Raw genomic sequence first — 20,288 nt, 5'->3', positions numbered from 1 at the left:
CAGCGAGTTCTGGTCCGTTTCGCAAGCACTGAGTGATCGCTGCAGACGAGAAAAACTTGAAAGCCATGATGGCGGTGGGAGGCTAACGATTTCCTAACCCTTTACGAGAGGTCTCCTAAACGACTCTGTGCCATGGCGGCAAGCTGAGTCTTCTGGAGTCCCGAGGCCTTCCTCTCCTGCCACTGGTTTCACTACAAAGGAGTCTGAAATGAAAAAAGAGAAGATTGAATTCAGCCGGCGCAGTCTTTTGCATTCGGCAGGCTTAGCGGGCGCATTCGCCGGCGTCTATCAGTTTGCGTTCATGGAAACAGCGCAGGCGAACGCGTCCCTGAATGCCGGACGCAGCCCGTACACAGTGGTACCCGGCGCAGGACCGGGTTTCAGTCACCCGGGCATTCTGCATCGCGCTGAGGACCTTGAGCGGATGCGGAAAGCGGTGGCAGCCAAGGAGTCGCCAATGTATGAGGGCTTCCTTGCGATGGCAGCCGATCCGCGCTCCTTGTTTTCCTACGGTGTCCAGAACACCGGCCAGATTGAATCCTGGGGACGAGGACCTTCAAACTTTACCGGCCAAGCGGTTGGCGACGCAGCAGCCGCCTATCAAAACGCATTGATGTGGATTCTGACTGGAGATCGACGGCATGCGGACAAGTCGCGGGATATCCTGAATGCTTGGGCGCGCAGCCTCCGTGCCATCACCGGCGCCGACGGCCAGCTCGGGTCAGGTCTTCAGGGATTCAAGATGGCGAATGCTGCTGAGCTGTTGCGGCATTCAGCGTACGGCGGCTGGCCGGAGGAGGATTTCCAGGCCTGCGTGCGTTCCCTGCGAACTGTATGGTATGAGTCCCTATCCGGCTATGCGCTTTTTGCAAACGGGAACTGGGACGACGCGGCGCTGCAGACGATTCTGGCGATAGCCGTTCTGAGCGACGACAGAGTGATGTTCGAAAATGGGCTTCGCTTCGCGGCCTATGGCTCCGGTAACGGGTCCGTGCTCAACCGCGTAGTCAACGAATCGGGCCAGGGGCAGGAGAGTGGCCGGGACCAGCCCCACGAGCAACTTGGCCAGGGTCTGCTCGGATACTGTGCCCAAGTTGCCTGGAACCAAGGTGTGGACCTTTTCGGTATGGCCAACAACCGGATCCTTGCCGGGTATGAATACAACGCCCGCTACAACCTCGGTTTTGACGACGTTCCTTTTGTCGCCGACCTTGACCGTACAGGCAAATACTTCAAGGAAACAGTTTCACCAAAAGGGCGTGGGCAATTTCGTCCCATCTATGAACTGGCCTATTCCCACTATGTAAGCCGCTTAGGGCTTTCCGCCCCGAGCACTAGCGCGGTTGTCTTTCGCGGCACCGGCGGCTCCAGGTTCATCGAAGGCTGGCATGAGGACGATCCAGGTTGGGGAACCCTGACCTATGCCCGGCCTACTGCGACGGCAGGCCCACCGACATCGGTTCCCGGCCTTCCCAGCGGTCTGCGGGCAACAGGGACCGGCGAGGGCGTTTCGCTCACCTGGGTCGGTTCGGTTGATCCAGTCAGCGGCGCGACCGCGCAAAGCTATGGCGTCAAACGTGCTGAGACTTTTGGCGTCGACTTCCAGGTGATCGCATCCGGTGTGCGAGGCACGGAATACATGGACCGGACAGCGCGCCGGGGTCGCACCTATTACTACGCCATCACAGCCACAAATGAGGCCGGAACCAGCGATGACTCGGCGGCTGTCGCCGGAACAGCAGGATTGCCCGAAGGCTGGGAGTCGGCAGCAATTGGCACCGTATCCGCCGCGGGGAATGCGCACTTCGACGGCGAACGCTTTCATATTGAGGATCAGGGAAGCGACATCGCTGGAAGCGGCGACAGCTTCCGGTATACCTTCACTCGTCTTCGGGGCCAAGGGGTCGTCACTGCACGGATAGTGCATCCTCTCAGCTCGCAGTACGCCAAGGTCGGTGTGATGATTCGTTCATCGCTCGATGCGGGATCGGCGCATGCCGCCATGCTGCTTCAGGGCCTGCCGCTCCACACCTGGAGCGGTGTATGGACAACACGAATGACGCCGGCGGGCCTAAGCAAAGGCAGCGGCAGTGTCCCAGTGCCGCCGACCCAGCAGCAGGCCATCACCGTCAAGGCCGGCTTCCCCATCATGGATCACGGTTCGCTGCCGGAATCCGCCACTCCCTTGGCAGCGCCCTACGTCGAAGGCGCCGGCGACGGTTACCGCCTGCGCATGCCGTACTGGGTCCGGATCGTCCGGAGTGGAAATCGGGTTACGGGGTCAATTTCCCCTGACGGGAAATCATGGACAGAAGTAGGCACAACCGAGCTCGATCTTCGAGGTGATGTCTATGCCGGCCTCGCCAGCTGCTCATGCCTGGGGGAATTGGAGACCGGAACCTCAACGTTCGACAATGTCACGGTGGGCGCTTGGTCAGTGCCAAAACCCACGGGGACGGCGCAGGGGCTCACCGCCACCGCCGGTTCCTCGGCGGTTAACCTGTCCTGGAGCGATCCCGATCCGGCAGCACGGTACATCGTCAAACGATCAGAGTCGCCCAGCGGATCGTTTAGGCCATTAGCGGACGACGTCGGCCCTGTCGGCTTTGGTGTGCGCCTGCGCTACTCCGACCCCACGGGCGTTCCCGGCCGTGAATACTACTTCAGGCTTGCCAAGACAAACATCTCCGGCGAAGGTCCGGAGTCCGAGCCGGTATCAGCACGCATGCCCGATCCAGTAAACCCTGTAATGCAGGGTCCGGTCGAGACGTTCGCGACTGTCGGAACTGCATTCGAATATCTGATCCGGGCAATGCCTTCCGCTGGTCGCTACTGGACGAGAAACCTTCCTCCCGGCCTGATCGCCGATGACCGGACTGGTCTCATCTCAGGAATCCCCCGACAGGCGGGCGTATTCGACGCGACCGTGAGTGCAGACTCCTCCTCTGCCAGCCTTAGGATCACCGTGGGAACTGCCTTGCCTTCGCCGTGGCGCTCCGGCGACTTTGGCGACTTTGTGCGGGATGAACGTACCCTCGGCGGGGTGGGCGTTGTTGCCCTTCGCGTGCAGGGCGCTGCCCATGAAGGTTCCGGCCAGCTGGTGGTTCGAGGGGCCGGACCCGGCCTGAACGTCAACAATCAGGGAATGGTTGCACACGTCGCGCACCAAACGGTACACGGAAACAAAACAATCACAGCGCGCATCGCTGACCGGGTAGATGCCGGACCCGGGTCCCGCATCGGCATCATCATGGCTAAATCCCTTTCTCCGTTCGACCTGATGGCGGCAACAGTCGTCACTCCGGGCGGAGGAGGCGAATTCGTCCGGCGCCCGGTGGTGGCCGGGCGTGCAACAATAACAGCCGGCGGTTCCGGGACATGGGTGCGGCTGGAACGGACAGGCAGCGTATTCACAGCGGCGGTTTCGGGAGACGGTAGTACGTGGACAAATCTGGCTGAGCAGGACCTGCCAGACTTCGGCGACGCGCCTTACTACATCGGGCTTGTGGCTTGCTCCGGAGACCAGCGCAGTCTCACAAAGGGGGCATTCGAGGCTATAGCCATCGGCTGATCCGCGGACCCGCACGGAAGGCGTCCCGCATCCGGAAGGCCGCGAGGTGACTCCCGGCCTTCCGGCCCCTTGGCTCGAATGGGGAAAGCACATTGTCTGGATGGACCTGTAATCTTCCGGTCTCGCCTCCGCGGCTCTAGGGGAGTCGCGGCGGTGTAGCCTACGACCGTCCGCTGATGTCAGGCACTGGTTGCGCCGGCGCAGTCCCGGTCCATGACCTTCGGGTCCTCGTACGAGTCAGCCGAGTAAGGCGAATATCGGTCTAAAGTACACACCAACCTCCTGTCTCGACGTTCTACCTTCTGGAACGGCCTTAAACCCAATCGGCCCGCCGGGCCCCTGTTGGACCTGCCTTAGCTGACGACGACACGCACGAATCGTGCGCGAGTGTCGCCAACGTTGGCGTATGCGTACTGTTGTGCGGTCGGGAAGGCCAGGTGGTCTCCCGTGTGGAGCTCGGTATTGCCGTCTTCCTGTTCGACGCGGATAGAGCCCTCGGAGACGAAGAGCATTTCAGACCACCCCGCCGGATCAGGCTCCGCGTCGTAGCGGTCGCCTGGTTCGAGGGTCCAGGCCCAGAGCTGGGCGTCCCTGGTGGCGGGAACAGATGCCAGCAGCACCGCGGCGCTGCCTGGCCGGTCTCCTCGCCATGCAACTTCGCTGATATCTATATGAGGTGCTGCTGGTGCCGCAACGAGATCGACGAAGGTGACACCCAATGCGTCGGCGAGATGATCCAGACCTGTCAGGCTGATGTTTGCCTCTCCCGCCTCGAGCTTGACGACAGTACGACGACTGACGCCGGCGCGATCCGCCAGCGCGACTTGGCTCAGTTGAGCCGCCATCCGAAAGCGACGCACGTTCGCACTCACATGCTCCAGAACTCCGGCCGTTCCCTCAGTTTGCATGTGCACTATTCTGCACCATAGAGTGAGCATTATGTTGCACAATCTGCCGAGTCGGCGCTGGCTCTCCAGACAGGAACTCGCCCTGGTCCTCATTACGGCTGTGTGGGGGGCGACATTCCTTATCGTCCACATTGCCGTGCAATACAGCGGACCATGGTTTTTTGTGGGCATGCGTTTCTTGGCTGCCGGAGTAATCAGCGCCCTGGTCTTCGCGCGCATCCTCAGTGGGATCAAAGCAAAGAGATTGCGGCAGGCTCCGCCATCGGCGTGACCATTCTCCTAGGCTACGGACTGCAAACCGTTGGCCTTCAAACGATCAACAGCAGCACCTCCGCGTTCATCACAGCCCTCTACGTTCCCCTTGTTCCGGTCCTGCAGTGGCTGGTGTTCAAGAAGCCACCGCGACTTCTCACGTGGATCGGTGTCGGACTTGCTTTCGTCGGCCTCGTGCTGCTCGCCGACCCAGGGAGTGTCGGCTTCACCTTTGGCTCCGGGGAGATTACGACGGTCGCCAGCACCCTTCCAATCGCAGCGGAGATCCTCCTCATCGGCTGGTTCGCTGGCAAAGTGAACCTCGGCCGAGTGACCGTCGTGCAGTTGCTCGTCGCGGGACTGCTAAGCCTCCTGGCCATGCCCATCGTCGGAGAGAATCCGCCCGCTTTCTCCTGGGTGTGGGTGGGAGCGGCGGTCGCTCTCGGGGCTGCAAGCTGCCTCATTCAGCTCACGATGAACTGGGCCCAGACATCTGTCTCGCCGACACGAGCAACGATCATCTACGCCGCCGAGCCCGTATGGGCTGCGATCATCGGCCGAGTAGCGGGTGACCGGCTTCCGGCGATCGCGATCGCCGGGGCCGCGTGCATCGTCGCCGGCGCCCTCGTCAGCGAACTCAAACCCCGCAAGCGCAGCGTTTCCACTACCTCACGCGAACCCTCACCAACTGACGTCAATCCAGTCCCCCTCCTCCCCCAACTCGAGCGAACCGACTGACCATGCCCTGCCCACGACTGACACCACCGTCACGCACCCGGACAGCCGACCACTTCGACCGGAATGGTGCCTAGCAAATGCTCATTTCCCGATCCGGTCAAAGGCGACAGAAGTACTGGGAGAGTCTGCCGCATCCCATAGGATCCCCCGGACTTAGCCCACCTGGCGCACTGGTGCCTTTCGAAACGTGTCTGGATAAGCCACACCCCAACCTGACGTCCGGAAACGCTGAAAAGACCGTCCGAATAGGGTGCGGAAGCCCGTTTCTGCAGAGGCTCCCGTCAAAGGCTTAGATTCAAACCTGACTGCCGTCCCTGCTGCTGAGCTCGTGTCGGCGCGTGCCTGGCAGTTGTGCAACAGCGTGTTGTGCAATTGTCCAGACGCCATCTGGATAATTAGGAAGCGAGCTGCACCGGCCCAACCTGTCCGAGCCTTGCCGATCCTCGAACCTACGGCAATAGTGCCACGAGCTGTGGCACTATTCAGCGGTCCGTCTCATCCTCCACCCGCCCGGCGTCGATACCGGGGCCACAGTTATCGTCTGCCTCCCCACGTGCCCATCACGATCAACGCCTCACACCTCTGGCATCCAAGGTCATCAGCGTGAGGACAGCTCACGTCTGGTCATGTCGAAACCGGGCCCCGGATTGATGAACCATCGTGACCGTCAAGATTTGCGAAGAGTGTGCGGGCTGCTTCGATCCTTCCCGCCAAAATCAGCGCTTCTCTTCAATCCGTTGCGGCAACAGGAAACGTGATCGTATACGTCGAACTGCGCGCCGTCCCGCCCTCCCGGTAGCGGCTGACGCCGGAGCCGTAGTTGTCAAGGACGAGCTGAAGGCATTGCAGCGCAAGCTGGCAACTAAGACGAAGATCTGCCAACGCCGCCTCGAGATTCTCCAGTCCAAGCTCCGCTCCCAGTCCTGTGAGATCGACCGCCTCGAGGCAGAGAACTCCGAGCAGCGTCAAAGCAACAATGTCCTCCAGCTCGAAGTAGCCCGGCTGAAGCGCGCCCAGAGAACCAACGTGCAGGACCTCGCGCATCTCGCAGCATGGCTGGTCTCGCTTGCGAACGCAAAAGGTGTCGCCCTGGACCCCGCAACACTGGACATCCTCGCCCGCCGCGGATGGCATCCATCCAAGCGCCACGCAGGAGCGGCGCGGTCATGACTATGTCCATCGCACGCCTTTCAGCACAGTCGGGTCTGCGCTATCTGTTCAAGACCACGATGATGGATGACCTCACTACCACTCCCCCGGACGCCACCACCTACTACGTGAAGGCCGGGACGCCTGAAGGCCGGTGGATCGGCAGCGGACTACACGGCATCAACAGAGGTCCCGGCGACGTCGTCGCCGAAACCGACGCGAAAGCAGTCTTCGACTTAGCCGTACATCCGGACACCAACGCACCACTGGGCCGCCCCCACAGCCAACCCACCGCCGTCGACAACAAAACCCCGCCTGCTCCGCTGGCTGGCCACCCGGACGCGCAGCGTTCGGCGGGCGATAGCCCCATTTGCGTCTGCCTGGCTTGTCGAAGTGATGGGCTTGGTGTGGCTGTCGGTTTGGTCAGTGGAGGTCAGGGGGTCGGCATATTTAAGAGGGGACTCGGGCGCTGCGCGCCCTCGCCCCGAACGTTGAGTTCCCTTTGCGTTGGCGTCCCGTTCTCCCTTTCAGCTGTACGTTGACCTTTGAGTTCTCCCGTTCACTGTCCGCTTTCTCCTCGTTGGCCCTCGTCGGCCAGGGCGCTGCGCGCCCGGGGCCGACGGGTGGGACCGCATCCCAGGTCCGCCGCGTCGCTGCGCTCCTTTGGCTTCCCTGGTCTGCTGCCTTCTGGTGGTTGGCTCACCCTCCCTGCGGGGCTAGGCGGCGGCGCCGCCCGTAACGTTGGGCTGGTCATTGGCTGCTCGTCTGGCCTGGGGTTTCTGGCTGGCTAGTTAGGCGCTTCGCGCCGGGGAGTTGGCCCGAAAGGATGGGCGGCTCGTGTCACGAATCGTTGTCTGTGCGGTGCTCATCGGGGGCGAAGCCCCTTGCTCGTGGGCCGCAGGCTGACGGGCCGGGACGGATGTCCCGTCGGATTGGGGGTCGGCCGGAGGGCCATGTCGGGTGAGGCCCAGGGCGGAGCCCGGCCACCGAATGGGACGAAGGCCAGCGGCCCGCAGGGCTGCTCCTCTGCGAGGGATGCCGCACACAGGGAAGTACAGGCGGGATCCGAGAAGATGAGGGCCCCTATCCTCCACAACCTGCACGTGGGAGAGGCCTGAAGCGGGGGTGAGGGGCCCGATCCCGGCTTCCGGTGATAACCGGTTTTTGCATTACCAAACCGGCCATTCAGGATCGCGGTTATCCGGGGTATGGGGTTTCTCAGCAGCAGGGGCCGATTCTACGCATGGTCTAGGGCATGGACCTACGGATTTTTCGCCTCGCCCGCGCCGGCGGCATCGATACCAACCCCACCACCTTCACGCAGCGGGCGGGTACTTTCGCTTCCGCTGTCGCGCAGAACGGTGCAGCCACCTTGCTGACCCGGCGGGAGGCAACCGGCCTGCACGGCTACGTCATCATGGACGGAAAGCCGGTCGCCGCCAACGCCCCGGTCCACCTGGCCCACACCGTCGGAGCCCGCGCCGAAGAGGTCGAGCTGCCCACCGATCTGGCCAACTCCCCCGCCATCGGCCAACTGGTCTTCCGCAACTCCCCGGCCCTCCGCGAAACCCAGTCCGGCATTGATCCGACTGAGCTTCCCCGCATCCTGGCCAACGCCCTGCCGGCCGACTCCTGGGTCGCCGTCTCGATGCGCGCCCCGTCGAACAAGGAGCGGAAGCGCTACGCCCCGTGGCTGGCCAACCGGCTCGGCACCGCCACCCCGGTTCACCACTCCACCTCCCCCGCGGCCATGGTCGTCTCCATCACCGCCGGCGGTTCCTCCCAGGATGAAGTCCGCTCCAGGCGTGCCCTGACCGGGCAAAGAACTACTCCGACGACAAGGAAGTCAACGCGGCACGCGACAAGGCGGCCGCGGACATCGCCGCCAGGAAAGCCGGGGGGGGTCGCAGCAGCAAAGGCTGCCGCCGAAGCCGCAGCCGCCAAGAAGGCAGCCGATGAAGCCGCGGCGAAGGCTCCCAAGGAGTACTCCGGCGCCGGGGCCGACGTCGTGAACATCACCAAACCAAGCCCCGGGACCGGGCCCACAGTCGCGGTCATCACCCACTCGGGCTGGAGCAACTTCGCCGTCCATACCTTGGACAAGACACTGGACTCAACGGATCTGCTCGTGAACACGATCGGCAACTATAGTGGCACCGTCCTGTTCGACGCCCGAAGCCGTGACGGTGAATCCACGGCGCTGAAGATCACCGCCGACGGCGCCTGGACGGTTAAGTTGGTGCCGCTGTCCACGGTCCGGTCCTTCGACGGATCCACTCCGATGACGGGCCACGGCGATGACGTGTTTGCCTACACGGGCGCTGCCAAGGCTGCGGTCTTCACCCACAACGGGACATGGAATATCGCGGTGAAGACCTACGGAGCCCGCTCCGACTTGCTGGTCAACGAGATCGGAGCGTACACCGGAACGGTAGTCTGGGCCCCGGGCTTCTACCAGGTCACGGCCGACGGCGACTGGTCGGCGACGCTCAAGTAAGCGAGCATTTTCACGCGGCGCCTCCGGTCCGGATGCCGCGTACGATATGGACCGCCGCGGCGGCCGCCTGCAAGTTTTGATACACAGAAGAGCCGTCCCGCGCCGAGCGCGACGGCTTTCTATGTCCGGAGCGCGTGTAACCGTCCCGATTTCATACACGAATCCATGAAGGACTCCGCGGGTGGGGCAGAATGGGCCCGTGTGCGGCAGATATGTGATGTCCAAGGCCACAGGGGACCTTCTGAGCCATTCTGACGCGAAAGAGGTGGAAGGCACTCCGCCGCCGCCCAGCTGGAATGAGGCGCCCACCCAGGCTGTGCCGATTGTGGCCGAGCGGCTGGATGAGGGCAGCATCGAGCGGCACCTGCTGGTCGCTCATTGGGGCCTGGTGCCGTCCTGGGCGAAGGACGCCAAGATCGGTTCCAAGATGATCAACGCCCGCAGCGAGAGCATTCTGGAGAAGCCATCGTTCCGAAAAGCTGCCGTCAAGCGAAGGGTTCTGGTCCCAAGTGAACGCTATTACGAGTGGCAGAAAACCGAGGACGGTAAGAAGATCCCGCGCTACCTCTACTCGGACACGGAGCCCCTGCTGGGCTTCGCTGGCCTGTATGAGTGGTGGGCGGACCCGTCCCTGCCAGAGGACGACCCGGAGCGCTGGCTGCTCAGCTGCACTATCTTGACCACGACCGCCCAGGATGCGCTGGGGCACGTCCACGACCGCAACCCGGTCATCATCCCGAGGGACCGGTTCGCCGAGTGGCTGGATCCTGGCCTGACGGACAAGGCGGACATCCAGCACTTGCTGAACTCCCTCCCGGAGCCGACCCTGACGCCACGGATCGTGAGTACCAGGGTGAACAGCGTCCGGAACAATGGCCCCGACTTGATCGAAGCGGCCGAGTGAACGCGGTCTTGACCGCCACAGCAAGATTCCCCAAAGGGCTGCTGTAACTCATGGCCGAGCACGACAGGGAAATCTTGATCCCAGACATCGACGGGCGTCGCCGTGCAGCACGACGCCGAGGGAGACGTCCAAGTCAGCGTTGGCAAACATGCGCCGGATGACCAAACACTGGTCCTGCTCCACGAAGGTGTTCTCCACTCGAGCCGCCAACTGATCGAGATCCAGACCGTCTACCTCGACCGGCTCGCCCGCTTCCGCACAGATGCGCAGGACGCCGGCATCATCATCTGGGGAGATGACCCGGGCCAGCCCGAGCGGGTCCACATCCAATGCCGCAACTTCGAGGAGATGCTGTGATCGACCAGCTGCACGAGCATTATGCCAAGGCCATTGGAGCCGAGCCGGTCCTGCATGAGATGAACACCCGCACCGGAAAACGCATGGGAGTCTTCGAATGGCCCGCCGCCACACGTGGTCTTCCTGGACGCGCTACCGACCTTCCGGGAGGAGGCGGAGTTCCGGCACGGCAAGCGGACCGATGACCTCTTCGACATCTGGCAGGCCGAGGAAGTGAAGTCCTGGGACCCTGGACCGGGACTGCCGGCAGGAATCCAACGACGCCGCTCAGGCACGGCCGTCTGGATCGGGCGGGATGGGTCGGAGGCAATGACGGCAGGTGGGGAAACGCGGCACGCTGCCGTGTCATTTTTCTACTGTTTGGATTGGACGTGTCCAACTGCATGTAGCATTCCCAATTACGGGCTTCTGACGCCCGTGACGCTATTGGGGGAGCGATCATGCTTGTGACTGTCGGCCGACGCGGCTCTGCGCTTCTGTGGCCCGCGGGGTTCCCTCGATGCGCCATCACCCGCACCACTCCGCACGCTTCGCATCGCATGACGGTCAGGTGTCCTCTGAAAGGACTCTCATGAGCCAGCCCCCATACAACCCGGCCCCTTACACTCAGCCCCAAACGCAGGCTTTTCCGCCGAACTACGGCTACGGCCAGCCCCAGGTCAGCACAAAGTCGTTCCTGACCACCTGGCTGCTCTCGCTTCTGCTTGGCATCCTCGGTGTCGACCGCTTCTACCTGGGCAAGGTCGGAACCGGCATCCTGAAACTCGTCACCTTCGGCGGCCTCGGCATCTGGGCCCTGATCGACCTCATCCTGATCCTGACCAACAAGATGCGGGACAAACAGGGGCTGCCGCTGGCGGACTACGACAAGCACAAGAAGGTCGCGCTGATCGTGACCGGCGCTGTCATCCTGCTCAGCATCATCATCAACGCTTCCCGTGCCGGCGCCGCTACGTCGTCCGCCCCGGCTGTCTCTGACACCAAGGCCACCCCCGCTGCTGTTGCGGCAGCGCCCACCAAGGATCCCGCCGTCGCAGCTGCTGAAGCTGAAGCCTCCGCGAAGGCAAAGGCCGAAGCCGACGCCGCCGTCGCGAAGGCAAAGGCGGACGCTGACGCAGCAGCCAAGGCCCAACGGGACGCAGATGCTGCTGCGAAGGCAAAGGCCGACGCTGAGGCGGCTGCTGCGAAGGGCACCCCGGGCCAGCAGAACGCGCTCCGCAAAGCGGAGGACTACCTGGACTTCACCGCGTTCTCCTACACGGGCCTTATCAAGCAGCTTGAGTTCGAAAAGTACCCGACGGCCGACGCTACCTGGGCCGCCGACCACATCAAGGTCGACTGGAACGAGCAGGCAGCCAAGAAGGCCAAGGACTACCTGGACATGACCTCGTTCTCCCACGGCGGCCTGGTTGACCAGCTGATCTTCGAAGGCTTCTCTGCCGAGCAGGCCGAATTCGGAGCCACCAAGGCCGGCATCTAGTCACTCTGTTCACCAGAATGCGCCGGTATCGGCCGGGGGTGCTCTGTAGCGGAACTCTAACTCTTGATGCTGCACTCACTGCGGCCACTGTGGCTGCTCTTTGACCCTGGAGGAACCATGAACGTCCTTCGCACTGCCGGGCTAATCCTGCTCACCGTGACTACGCTAACCGCCTGCGGCACATCCGAGCCCGCTCCCGAGCAAACGAAAACCTTCAAGAATCTCGGCGCGCCAAAACCGACAGCAACGGCCACGCCTTCCCCCACCAGCACCCGGACGTTCCAGGCGGACGGCGGGTACTACGTCGACGTCGACGACCTCCACCACGAGGTGGTGGCGGCCGGCAACACTGTGTGTAAGAACAACTACGAATACTGGGGTGCTGTCGCCTTCGCCGACGGCACCATTTCGTGCGCCAACCAGGCCATCATGCTCAACGTCTTCCCTTCGCCGGAGGCCCTGGAAAAGAACAAGGCCAAGGAAATCGAGATTGGCAACGTCCAAAGCTACAACTTCACCACGCAGTGGCTGCAGGGGAAGAACTGGACCATCAGGGCAACGACGGAAGAGATGGCCAAGCTGAAGGTCAAGCTTGGCGGTGAAATAGTGACCTTCTCATACGGCCCATCGCACCGCTAGAGCTCCACAGACGATAAGGCACGATGAAAGCCGGAGCGTTCCCAGCCTGCTAGAAAACGCGGCGCCTGCCAAATAAATCATTCACGGTAGGGACTGCCCCGTACCGATTAGTACGTTCAGTCCCGACTTCAAGCAATACCCGCGCCGGGCCTGCCCGGCACCTCCCCCTGCCGAGAAAGGCCGCCATGTCCCACCCTGAACCCCCACCGTTCCAGCCAGAGCCTGCACCGGGCTTCCCTCCGAGCTTCCAGCCCGAAGCAGCCCAGGGACACTCCGCCGGCCAGCACCCGGTCCCGCCGCACCCGGGACACAACCCCGGGCCATGGGCCCCGTCGCCGCGGGCCATGCCCTACGAGGGACAGCAACCCCCGGCAGGTCTCGGCTTGCCGCCCGCTCCGCAGTTCTACAACCCCACCGCACCGAAGCCATCCAAGAAACTGCTCTGGATCGGCATGGGGTCGGGCTTCGCCGCCGGTGTCCTCGCCACGGTCCTGGTGGCCGGCATCGCCGGGGCCGTCAGCGCCGCCGGCGGCCCCTCATTCCAGAAGGCTGCGGACTCCTGCAACGCCGGCCACACATCGGGAATCAGCCTTGGGGACAAGGGCTCCAGCATCACCATCGACACAAAGGGCGAAGACGACACCAGCGGCGCGTCCATGGATGACGCAGCCTGTATCCTCAACGCACTGGACGTCCCCGACTCGGTCATCTCCCAGATGGACGACACATCCGCCATGGACGGCCGGCAGACTGCCAGTTGGGCCGGCGTAAACGCCTCATGGACCTACCATCCGGATAACGGCGTCAAGCTGATCCTCACCCGGGCCGAGAAGTAAATACCCGCACACGGCGCCCGGCAACTCGTCGGGCGCCGTGCTTCGCCATACTTGACAGCACAGCCATCTGCTTAGGAGCCGACTGAGCTTATGGGCCATAGGCTCGCGTAACCAGCAAGGGCCTTGACCTTCACGGTTCGATGGCAAAGGCCGCTACCATTTTCCGGTGGACTTCTTCAAATTTTGGATGGTGCCAGGTTTGATAGTCCTTCTCCGAAGTCAGGGATCAATTTGGGCCTGGCGATGTAGGAGCGACGAGTAACTTCGGGTGAGGAATGGCCGAGCTGAATTGAAGCGGACTGATCGTTGAACCATGCGGCCAGTTGGCTGGCCACCGTCCGACGGAAAGTGTGCGGCGTTACTTTCTCTGTGATTCCGGCTGCTTCAAGCGCTCGGGCAAAGTCTTTTCTGAAATTCGACGGGCGCCAGAACGTTCCGTTTCGTGTTCCGAACACTGCCCCCGTCCGTGTCGCTTCAGCATTAGCGGAGCGACGAAGGAGCATCCCGGAGGCCCATGGCATCGTTATTGGGTAAATTCGCTCGCTGTCCTCCGACTTCGGGAAATCCTGGCGATAGAAGTACCGCCCTTCCACGAGGGTGCCGCTGACTGTGACTGTGAGTGGTGTAGAGGAAAGGTCGAGGTCCTCCCAGCGGATGGCTAGGACCTCTCCTGCACGCATGCCCGTTGCCGCCATCAGGAGGACCGCGTCTGCTAAGCGGCTCGTGGGCTTCGGCCCGCCAACTCCTGGTTCCACCTGGCGCTCCGCCACCGCCGCATGAACTTTCTGTACCGTGCTCGGCGTCATGATTTTTGGTTTTTCCCTTTTCCTTGGGATTTTGGAGATACTTCGGACAGGATTGTCGGTCCGGTAACCCTGCTGGACGGCATGGTCCAGAAGCTGCTGCAGCACCTGCTTTGTGAGGGCGGCCGTTCTAAATCCTGTTCCGGCTTCAACATCGTACAAGGCGTGAATGGCGCGCTGGCACTGCGGTGTCGTGAGTGTCTCCACGGGAATGTCTCCGAGAACCGGAATCACGTGTGCGGTCAGCTTCTGCTCATACTGGAGCCAGGACTGCATGCGCAGCCCGGCAGTGGGTGTACTTCCGGACTGTGTGTGTGGATTTATCACGACGGAAGCCGGCCGGATAACCTCGAGCCATGCTGCGGCCAGCCGGGCGACCGTAAGAAGGCCCGTGCTGCCAGCGGCGCCCCAGTTGTTCTCGGCCTCTCTGACGGCTGCACGGACCGCCTGTTCAGCGGCACCTTTGGTCCTTCCTTGCCGCTTGATGGGCACCGACTTCCCGGCGCCGTCGCGGTATCGGGTTCGAGCCACCCAGCGGCCAGTAGCGTCGTCCTTTTTGGTGTTGAACTTGCCTGGTTGCCAGGGCAGCATTTTGGCCCGTGCCATCAGGCGGCCTTGCCGTTCTGGGACAACATCCAGGAATCAACGTCTTCCTGCCAATAAAACGTCCGCCCTCCCCCAAGGCGAGTAAACGGAGGCCTCACGTCCATTGAGGCCCAGTTCGCCAGGGTTGCGAGCGAGAGACGGAGGAAGGCAGCTGCTTCCTTGCGGGTCAGCCATGTGGCTGCCGTAAGCGGTTCGAGCGAGTTAGTGTTCATGCGGACTTCTATGCACGAGTGGCCGTGACGGGCGCTCGGGGTTGCGCAAAAGGGTTCAGGGCACACTTTGGGGCACGTTTTGAACGGTGACGAGCGGGAAAGTCCGGGAACCTCCCAAGCAGAAAAAATCCCAGAAATCCTAGGTTTCTGGGGTGGCTGTGACACACCGGGAACGCCCGTGAAGCGATGAACTGGAGAGAAAAGGTCGTCAGGTCAATTCCTTGGTAGATGTCCGCCCTTCAAGATCTACGAACGGCTGCGGAGATGTAAGGCCTCGAACCGTCCGTCGTTTCTGTACCGGAACTAGTTGCAGCTTTGGAGAATATTCGCGATTGCGTCGCGTTCAGCCTGGGTGACCCAGAGGTTGTACTTGGCTTTCACTGCAGTTTGACTGGCAGCGTACTCGCATCGGTATGCCCTGTTAGGCGGCAGCCATGTGGCAGCGTCCTTGTCAGCTTTGGCGCTGTTGGTAGGACCATCTGCGGCCATAAGGTTTAGCGGATCGTTGGCGAGTTCCTTGCGCTGGTCAGCGTTGAGCTGCTGTGCGCCCTTCTGCCAGGCGTCGTTGAGAGCGACGATGTGGTCGATCTGGACGTCGGAGCTCGTGTCCTGGCCGCGCGTGAAGGTAATCGTAGTGCCGGTGTACTTGTCGGCCAGCGTTCCTGTCATGACCACACAGTTGTTGGTGCCGGGCTTGAACGTCTCATCGGTCATGTCGCGGGCGAGAATGTCGTTGCGTGTGTCGCAGCCGTTGCGGTCAACGTCAGCCCAGGCCGGTCCAAACTCATCGCGGGTGTAGCCGGTCTTCGGAGCGCGCCCCTTCACCGGAAGGCTCTCCAGTTGTACAAGGGCGTTGGCGGCGTCACCGCCAGGGGACGGCGCCTCGGCGGCGACGCCTGGAGCAGCCTCCATGATTTCGAAAGCGTTGGCTGCGGCGTCACAACCTACTAAGGACCCAGCCAGCATCATTGCGGTGAAAGCGGTCAGGACTTTGGCGGGAGAACAGGTGGTCTTCATGGTCCTTCTGGTTACAGGGCGTTGTTCCACGCTAGCTTTGACCATCACCTGCCGCAGGTAACCGGGTGCCTGGTGCCTGCCACACGTCCGCCCCATTATTACTCTGCGGGGGTCCGTTACGGCTGCCACTAGTTGCCTCAACTGTTCGAACCATCGTCCTCACGGGAAACGTCACGCTTACTCAACGCGCAACAGCCAGTCTGACTTTGGATCGAGTACCGATGAGCCTTTCCTTCGTAGCGGGCCCAGTGGCGGAGAGCGAGGAACCAGTGCTGCCGGGGAGGATCTCACTCAACTTGGCGATTTCCAGGATGTGTTCCGAGGTGAAGATGATCTTGCCCTTTCCCCAGCAAGCGTGAGGGAAGCGCCCACTAGTTGCGCCATCACGCAACCAGGACTCTGTGCAGCGCATCAGCGCCGCGGCTTCTGCGGGCTCAAAGAATTCGATGTCCACGGCAACTCCCAAGGAATGGTGCAGGTTTCTCAGATTCATGCACTCCGGAGGATTTACCGACATGACCGAAGGCCTAATGGGGCAATCCCTCGCGTTTTGCCTCTGCATCCAGGCCGACGCACTGTAGACGCAGTCAGCGGAGAAAGGCCGTTATCGACCGCTCAGTCGCGTCAGCACCTGCCTGCAGCGCCTCCGGCATCAAGTGCCCGTACACCTGCTCAGTAGTCCGCGTAGAAGCATGCCCCAGCCGGCGCGAGATGGTGAACAAGGGCACCCCGTCCTGGATCAGCCAGGACGCGTGGGTGTGGCGGAGGTCGTGGATGCGGGGGTTCTTGGTCAGGCCAATTGCCTGGGCGGTGCCAACGGCAGGCACCCAGTAGTGGTGCCAGTAGAGCTTGTGGATGATGCGCTCGCCCTTGGGGGTCGTGAACACAAGTTCCTTTCCTGGCCTGCCTGCCACCAGCGGAATCAGCAATTCCACCAGCGCGGGGTTCAGTCCGATGGTGCGCTTACCGGCGCCTGTCTTCGTCGCCCCAATGTAGAACTGGTTCTGGCCGTCCCGTTTCCAGGCCTTGTTGATCCGTGCAGTTGGCGGTTTGGAGAGCAGGTCGACGTCCGCGACAGTTAGGGCGGTGGCCTCCCCGAAACGGGTGCCGGTCATGACCAGGAAGTTGGTGAAGGCCTTGTACCGCTCCCCCATTCCTTCCATGATGAGGCTGAACTCCGCATGGGTGAGGAACATCGCTTCGTCCTCGGCCTTTTCAAGGCCGGGAAGCTGTACGCCGCGGCAGGGGTTCCGCCTGATGTAGCCGAGCATCTCCGCGGTATTCATAGCAGCCGAAATGAGGCCGTGAACGTTGTGGATAGCCTTCGGGGCCTTGCCCTTCGCCATCATCGACTTCACCCAGTGCGCAATCAGTCGATAATCCAGCTTATCTACGGGGACGTGGCCGATGACGTTCCGGATATGCAGGTCCAGCATCGTCTGGTACGTCTTCGTGGTTCCGCTCGACGGGCGGATCAGCAGGTCGATGTGCTCCTGAATAACTTCAGCAACGGTGGGTGTGCGCTTCTCCTTGGAGAGCATGGCATGCTGCGCGATTTCGAACGACTGGCCGTTGGCGTCGAGAAGCCTCTTCAGGGTTTCAGCTTCGACGATCGTGGCAACTGTCAGGCCCTGCTGCTCGCGGCTCTTCGGGTCCCGCCACAACACCATGTAGGACGACGAGCCGTCCTTTTTGGTGCGTTTCCGAATGCTTGCCACACCAAAAACGGTACGCCGCTGTCAACACTTTGGGCGGTTTTGTCAACACCCAAAAAAGAAACAGGCCCCTGACCTGCGGAAACACTGTGCCCGAGGTGGGACTCGAACCCACACACCTTTCGATACCGCATTTTGAGTGCGGCGCGTCTGCCAATTCCGCCACTCGGGCGCGGAATACGTGGAGCTACGAGGTACGCCCACAGCTGACTGTGAGCAACGCGATTGCTTCACGTACGCGCAATTACTCTACATGCAGATAGGCTGAATTCCAGAATCGCGCCGCCGACGCCGCGGATGACCATGCAGACCAAGTACAAACGCGGTGGCACCTAAGATAGTGATGTCCCGCCGTACCTTTTCAAGGAGATCCCGTGACTGAACAGACGGAGTCAAAGCCCACATCCCAGCCGGCGCGCCGCGTCATTGTGGCTGAGGATGAAACCCTCATCCGCCTCGACATCATTGAGATCCTGCGCGGCGAAGGTTACGACGTCGTGGGTGAGGCGGACAACGGCGAAAAGGCCGTCCAGCTCGCCGAGGAACTCAAGCCGGACCTGGTCCTGATGGACGTCAAGATGCCCGTCATGGACGGCATTTCAGCCGCCGAGAAGATCGTCAAGGCCCGCATCGCGCCCGTGGTGCTGCTGACCGCCTTCAGCCAGAAGGAACTCGTGGAGCGGGCGCGCGACGCCGGCGCCATGGCCTACGTGGTGAAGCCCTTCACCCCCGCCGACCTCATCCCGGCGCTTGAGATTGCCCTCTCACGCCACGAGGAGATCAAGGCCCTCGAAGGCGAGGTTTCGGACCTGCAGGAGCAGTTCGCCACCCGCAAGCTCGTGGAGCGCGCCAAGAGCCTGCTCACCACCAAGATGGGCCTGACGGAGCCGGAGGCTTTCCGCTGGATCCAGAAGACTTCCATGGACCGGCGCCTCAGCATGCGCGAAGTCGCCGAGACCATCATCAACCAGGTCAACTGACGCTCCCCTGACTGGGCTTGTACAGATCCCGGCAAGCCCGATCACCGGGCACACCGAAAAGGACCCCCGCCAATCGGCGGGGGTCCTTTTCGGTGTTGCTAGGCCTGGGCCTTCTTCTTCTTTTCCGGCCAGGGGCCGAGCTTTTCCTTGTTGCTGATGACATCTCCCGCGCGGGTGGAGTCGGCGAGGTCGCCCACCTTGTGCACCTTAAGGGAGTTGGTGGAACCGGCTTTTCCGGGAGGGGAACCGGCGGCGATAACCACCAGGTCGCCGTCCTGGACGAGCCCCATCTCTTCGAGGCTGCGGTCCACCTGCGCGGTCATGGCGTCGGTGTGGTCCACCATCTGGACCAGCACCGGCTGGATTCCCCAGGTCAGGGCCATCTGGTTCCAGACCTGCTCCACCGGGGTGAACGCAAAGACGGGCTTGATGGGACGCAGGCGCGAGAGGCGGCGTGCCGAATCGCCGGACTGGGTGAACGCACAGATGTACTTGGCGTCCAGCTGGTCGGCGATTTCGACGGCGGCACGCGTGATGGCGCCGCCACGGGTCTTGGGCTTGGTCCCCAGCGGGGGGACGCGTTCCAGGCCGTGGACCTCGGTGGACTCGATGATCCGGGCCATGACCTTGACCGTTTCGATCGGGTACTTGCCCACGCTGGTCTCACCGGACAGCATGACGGCGTCCGCACCGTCCAGCACGGCGTTGGCGCAGTCGGAAGCCTCTGCACGGGTGGGGCGCGGATTATCGATCATGGATTCCAGGACCTGGGTGGCCACGATGACGGGCTTGGCCCAGCGGCGTGCCAGTTCGATGGCGCGCTTCTGGACAATCGGCACTTCCTCGAGCGGCAGTTCCACGCCCAGGTCGCCACGGGCCACCATGATCGCGTCAAACGCGTCGATGATCTCCGGGAGCTGCTCCACGGCCTGCGGCTTCTCGATCTTGGCGATGACGGGGGCGCGGCGGCCCTCCTCGTCCATGATCTCGTGCACCCGGGCGATGTCCGACGCGTCGCGGACGAAGGACAGGGCAACCAGGTCCACGCCGCGGCGCAGCGCCCAGCGCAGGTCGTCCTCATCCTTTGGGCTCAGCGCAGGCACGTTCACCGCGACGCCGGGAAGGTTGATGCCCTTGTTGTTGGACACCATGCCGCCCACGGTCACCTCGGCCACAACCTTGACGTCGTCGACGGCGGTGGCGCGCAGGGCCACCTTGCCGTCGTCGATCAGCAGCGCGTCGCCGACGTTGACGTCCTCGGTGAGGCTCTTCAGCGTGGTGGAGCAGATCTCCTTGGTGCCGGGAACGTCCTCGGTGGTGATGGTGAAGGTGTCACCAACGGCGAGGGCGTGCGGGCCGTCGACGAAACGGCCCAGGCGGATCTTGGGACCCTGGAGGTCGGCCATGATGGCCACGGCCTTGCCCAGGTCCGCTGCAGCCTTGCGGACGTTTTCGTAGGTGTTGTCATGCACGGTGTAATCGCCGTGGCTCATGTTCATCCGGGCGACGTCAACACCTGCTTCCAGCACCGCGAGGGTGTTTTCATAGCTGGCAATTGCGGGGCCGAAAGTAGCCACAATTTTTGCGCGTCTCATATACCTACCCTATTGGTCACTTGCATTGG

At 62.4% G+C, this 20,288-nt stretch carries 19 protein-coding genes and 1 tRNA gene; 12 read left to right on the top strand and 8 right to left on the bottom strand.

Annotated features, from left to right (window positions below):
- Positions 1-208: 208 nt before the first annotated feature.
- Entirely contained in the window at positions 209-3,571 is a 3,363-nt protein-coding gene (locus tag AC5RUU_RS11440; protein WP_493975322.1) for an alginate lyase family protein, read from the top strand.
- 353 nt (positions 3,572-3,924) lie between these two features.
- Here the strand turns inward: AC5RUU_RS11440 and AC5RUU_RS11435 are convergent, their stop codons facing one another.
- Positions 3,925-4,479 carry a helix-turn-helix domain-containing protein gene (locus AC5RUU_RS11435; RefSeq protein ID WP_493975321.1) on the bottom strand — a complete coding sequence of 185 codons (555 nt, stop codon included), beginning with the start codon at positions 4,477-4,479 and terminating at the stop codon, positions 3,925-3,927.
- 31 nt (positions 4,480-4,510) lie between these two features.
- Between AC5RUU_RS11435 and AC5RUU_RS11430 the strand changes: the two genes are divergently transcribed.
- The 10 genes from AC5RUU_RS11430 to AC5RUU_RS11385 all read left to right on the top strand — a co-directional run bounded on the left by AC5RUU_RS11430 (position 4,511) and on the right by AC5RUU_RS11385 (position 13,331).
- Positions 4,511-4,750 (top strand): hypothetical protein, encoded by a 240-nt coding sequence (locus AC5RUU_RS11430; protein ID WP_493975320.1) that lies wholly within the window; start codon positions 4,511-4,513, stop codon positions 4,748-4,750.
- A complete protein-coding gene (locus AC5RUU_RS11425; RefSeq protein ID WP_493975319.1) occupies positions 4,747-5,469 on the top strand; it encodes a DMT family transporter in 723 nt (240 codons plus the stop codon). The genes AC5RUU_RS11430 and AC5RUU_RS11425 overlap by 4 nt, the downstream gene beginning before the upstream one ends.
- A gap of 843 nt (positions 5,470-6,312) precedes the next feature.
- Positions 6,313-6,639, top strand: a complete 327-nt coding sequence (locus AC5RUU_RS11420) for a hypothetical protein (protein WP_493975318.1) — start codon at positions 6,313-6,315, stop codon at positions 6,637-6,639.
- On the top strand, positions 6,636-7,160 hold the full coding sequence (locus tag AC5RUU_RS11415) for a relaxase domain-containing protein (protein ID WP_493975317.1): 525 nt from the start codon (positions 6,636-6,638) through the stop codon (positions 7,158-7,160). The genes AC5RUU_RS11420 and AC5RUU_RS11415 overlap by 4 nt, the downstream gene beginning before the upstream one ends.
- Before the next feature lie 713 nt (positions 7,161-7,873).
- Positions 7,874-9,115: a hypothetical protein gene (locus tag AC5RUU_RS11410; RefSeq protein ID WP_493975316.1), complete on the top strand. Its 1,242-nt coding sequence runs from the start codon at positions 7,874-7,876 to the stop codon at positions 9,113-9,115.
- A 199-nt stretch (positions 9,116-9,314) separates the two neighbouring features.
- Positions 9,315-10,019: an SOS response-associated peptidase gene (locus AC5RUU_RS11405; protein WP_493975315.1), complete on the top strand. Its 705-nt coding sequence runs from the start codon at positions 9,315-9,317 to the stop codon at positions 10,017-10,019.
- A 102-nt stretch (positions 10,020-10,121) separates the two neighbouring features.
- Positions 10,122-10,376 (top strand): hypothetical protein, encoded by a 255-nt coding sequence (locus AC5RUU_RS11400; RefSeq protein WP_493975314.1) that lies wholly within the window; start codon positions 10,122-10,124, stop codon positions 10,374-10,376.
- A 571-nt stretch (positions 10,377-10,947) separates the two neighbouring features.
- Positions 10,948-11,856, top strand: coding sequence for an Ltp family lipoprotein (locus AC5RUU_RS11395; protein WP_493975313.1), 909 nt, complete (start codon positions 10,948-10,950; stop codon positions 11,854-11,856).
- A 156-nt stretch (positions 11,857-12,012) separates the two neighbouring features.
- Entirely contained in the window at positions 12,013-12,495 is a 483-nt protein-coding gene (locus tag AC5RUU_RS11390) for a hypothetical protein (protein WP_493975312.1), read from the top strand.
- 185 nt (positions 12,496-12,680) lie between these two features.
- The gene (locus AC5RUU_RS11385; RefSeq protein WP_493975311.1) at positions 12,681-13,331 is read left to right on the top strand and encodes a hypothetical protein; all 651 of its coding nucleotides are present in this window, start codon (positions 12,681-12,683) and stop codon (positions 13,329-13,331) included.
- A gap of 176 nt (positions 13,332-13,507) precedes the next feature.
- Here the strand turns inward: AC5RUU_RS11385 and AC5RUU_RS11380 are convergent, their stop codons facing one another.
- The 6 genes from AC5RUU_RS11380 to AC5RUU_RS11355 form a co-directional block, all read right to left on the bottom strand.
- Positions 13,508-14,740 (bottom strand): tyrosine-type recombinase/integrase, encoded by a 1,233-nt coding sequence (locus AC5RUU_RS11380; RefSeq protein ID WP_493975310.1) that lies wholly within the window; start codon positions 14,738-14,740, stop codon positions 13,508-13,510.
- The gene (locus AC5RUU_RS11375; protein ID WP_493975309.1) at positions 14,740-14,952 is read right to left on the bottom strand and encodes a helix-turn-helix transcriptional regulator; all 213 of its coding nucleotides are present in this window, start codon (positions 14,950-14,952) and stop codon (positions 14,740-14,742) included. The genes AC5RUU_RS11380 and AC5RUU_RS11375 overlap by 1 nt, the downstream gene beginning before the upstream one ends.
- Before the next feature lie 303 nt (positions 14,953-15,255).
- Positions 15,256-15,969, bottom strand: a complete 714-nt coding sequence (locus AC5RUU_RS11370) for an HNH endonuclease family protein (RefSeq protein ID WP_493975308.1) — start codon at positions 15,967-15,969, stop codon at positions 15,256-15,258.
- A 181-nt stretch (positions 15,970-16,150) separates the two neighbouring features.
- Complete coding sequence (locus AC5RUU_RS11365) at positions 16,151-16,423, bottom strand: hypothetical protein (protein WP_493975307.1); 273 nt, start codon at positions 16,421-16,423, stop codon at positions 16,151-16,153.
- A gap of 133 nt (positions 16,424-16,556) precedes the next feature.
- Positions 16,557-17,687, bottom strand: coding sequence for a tyrosine-type recombinase/integrase (locus tag AC5RUU_RS11360; protein WP_493975306.1), 1,131 nt, complete (start codon positions 17,685-17,687; stop codon positions 16,557-16,559).
- 87 nt (positions 17,688-17,774) lie between these two features.
- A tRNA-Leu gene (locus AC5RUU_RS11355) sits at positions 17,775-17,856 on the bottom strand.
- Between the two features lie 202 nt (positions 17,857-18,058).
- On the opposite strand from AC5RUU_RS11355, the gene AC5RUU_RS11350 reads away from it, so the two are divergent.
- Positions 18,059-18,664, top strand: a complete 606-nt coding sequence (locus AC5RUU_RS11350; protein WP_141940978.1) for an ANTAR domain-containing response regulator — start codon at positions 18,059-18,061, stop codon at positions 18,662-18,664.
- Between the two features lie 98 nt (positions 18,665-18,762).
- Here AC5RUU_RS11350 and pyk read toward each other — a convergent pair whose 3' ends face one another.
- Entirely contained in the window at positions 18,763-20,259 is a 1,497-nt protein-coding gene (pyk, locus tag AC5RUU_RS11345; RefSeq protein WP_493975305.1) for a pyruvate kinase, read from the bottom strand.
- Positions 20,260-20,288 lie beyond the last annotated feature (29 nt).

The sequence above is a fragment of the Arthrobacter sp. K4-10C genome (genome assembly GCF_059090085.1).
The sequence above is the reverse complement of the archived record's forward strand: the minus strand, read 5'-3'. Positions and strand labels throughout refer to the sequence as shown.

Bases quoted from the DNA above. Each gene is read 5' to 3' on its own strand.
- AC5RUU_RS11440 (WP_493975322.1), top strand. From the start codon at position 209: ATGAAAAAAGAGAAGATTGAATTCAGCCGGCGCAGTCTTTTGCATTCG.
- AC5RUU_RS11435 (WP_493975321.1), bottom strand. From the start codon at position 4,479: ATGCAAACTGAGGGAACGGCCGGAGTTCTGGAGCATGTGAGTGCGAAC.
- AC5RUU_RS11430 (WP_493975320.1), top strand. From the start codon at position 4,511: ATGTTGCACAATCTGCCGAGTCGGCGCTGGCTCTCCAGACAGGAACTC.
- AC5RUU_RS11415 (WP_493975317.1), top strand. From the start codon at position 6,636: ATGACTATGTCCATCGCACGCCTTTCAGCACAGTCGGGTCTGCGCTAT.
- AC5RUU_RS11410 (WP_493975316.1), top strand. From the start codon at position 7,874: ATGGACCTACGGATTTTTCGCCTCGCCCGCGCCGGCGGCATCGATACC.
- AC5RUU_RS11395 (WP_493975313.1), top strand. From the start codon at position 10,948: ATGAGCCAGCCCCCATACAACCCGGCCCCTTACACTCAGCCCCAAACG.
- AC5RUU_RS11385 (WP_493975311.1), top strand. From the start codon at position 12,681: ATGTCCCACCCTGAACCCCCACCGTTCCAGCCAGAGCCTGCACCGGGC.
- AC5RUU_RS11380 (WP_493975310.1), bottom strand. From the start codon at position 14,740: ATGGCACGGGCCAAAATGCTGCCCTGGCAACCAGGCAAGTTCAACACC.
- AC5RUU_RS11375 (WP_493975309.1), bottom strand. From the start codon at position 14,952: ATGAACACTAACTCGCTCGAACCGCTTACGGCAGCCACATGGCTGACC.
- AC5RUU_RS11370 (WP_493975308.1), bottom strand. From the start codon at position 15,969: ATGAAGACCACCTGTTCTCCCGCCAAAGTCCTGACCGCTTTCACCGCA.
- pyk (WP_493975305.1), bottom strand. From the start codon at position 20,259: ATGAGACGCGCAAAAATTGTGGCTACTTTCGGCCCCGCAATTGCCAGC.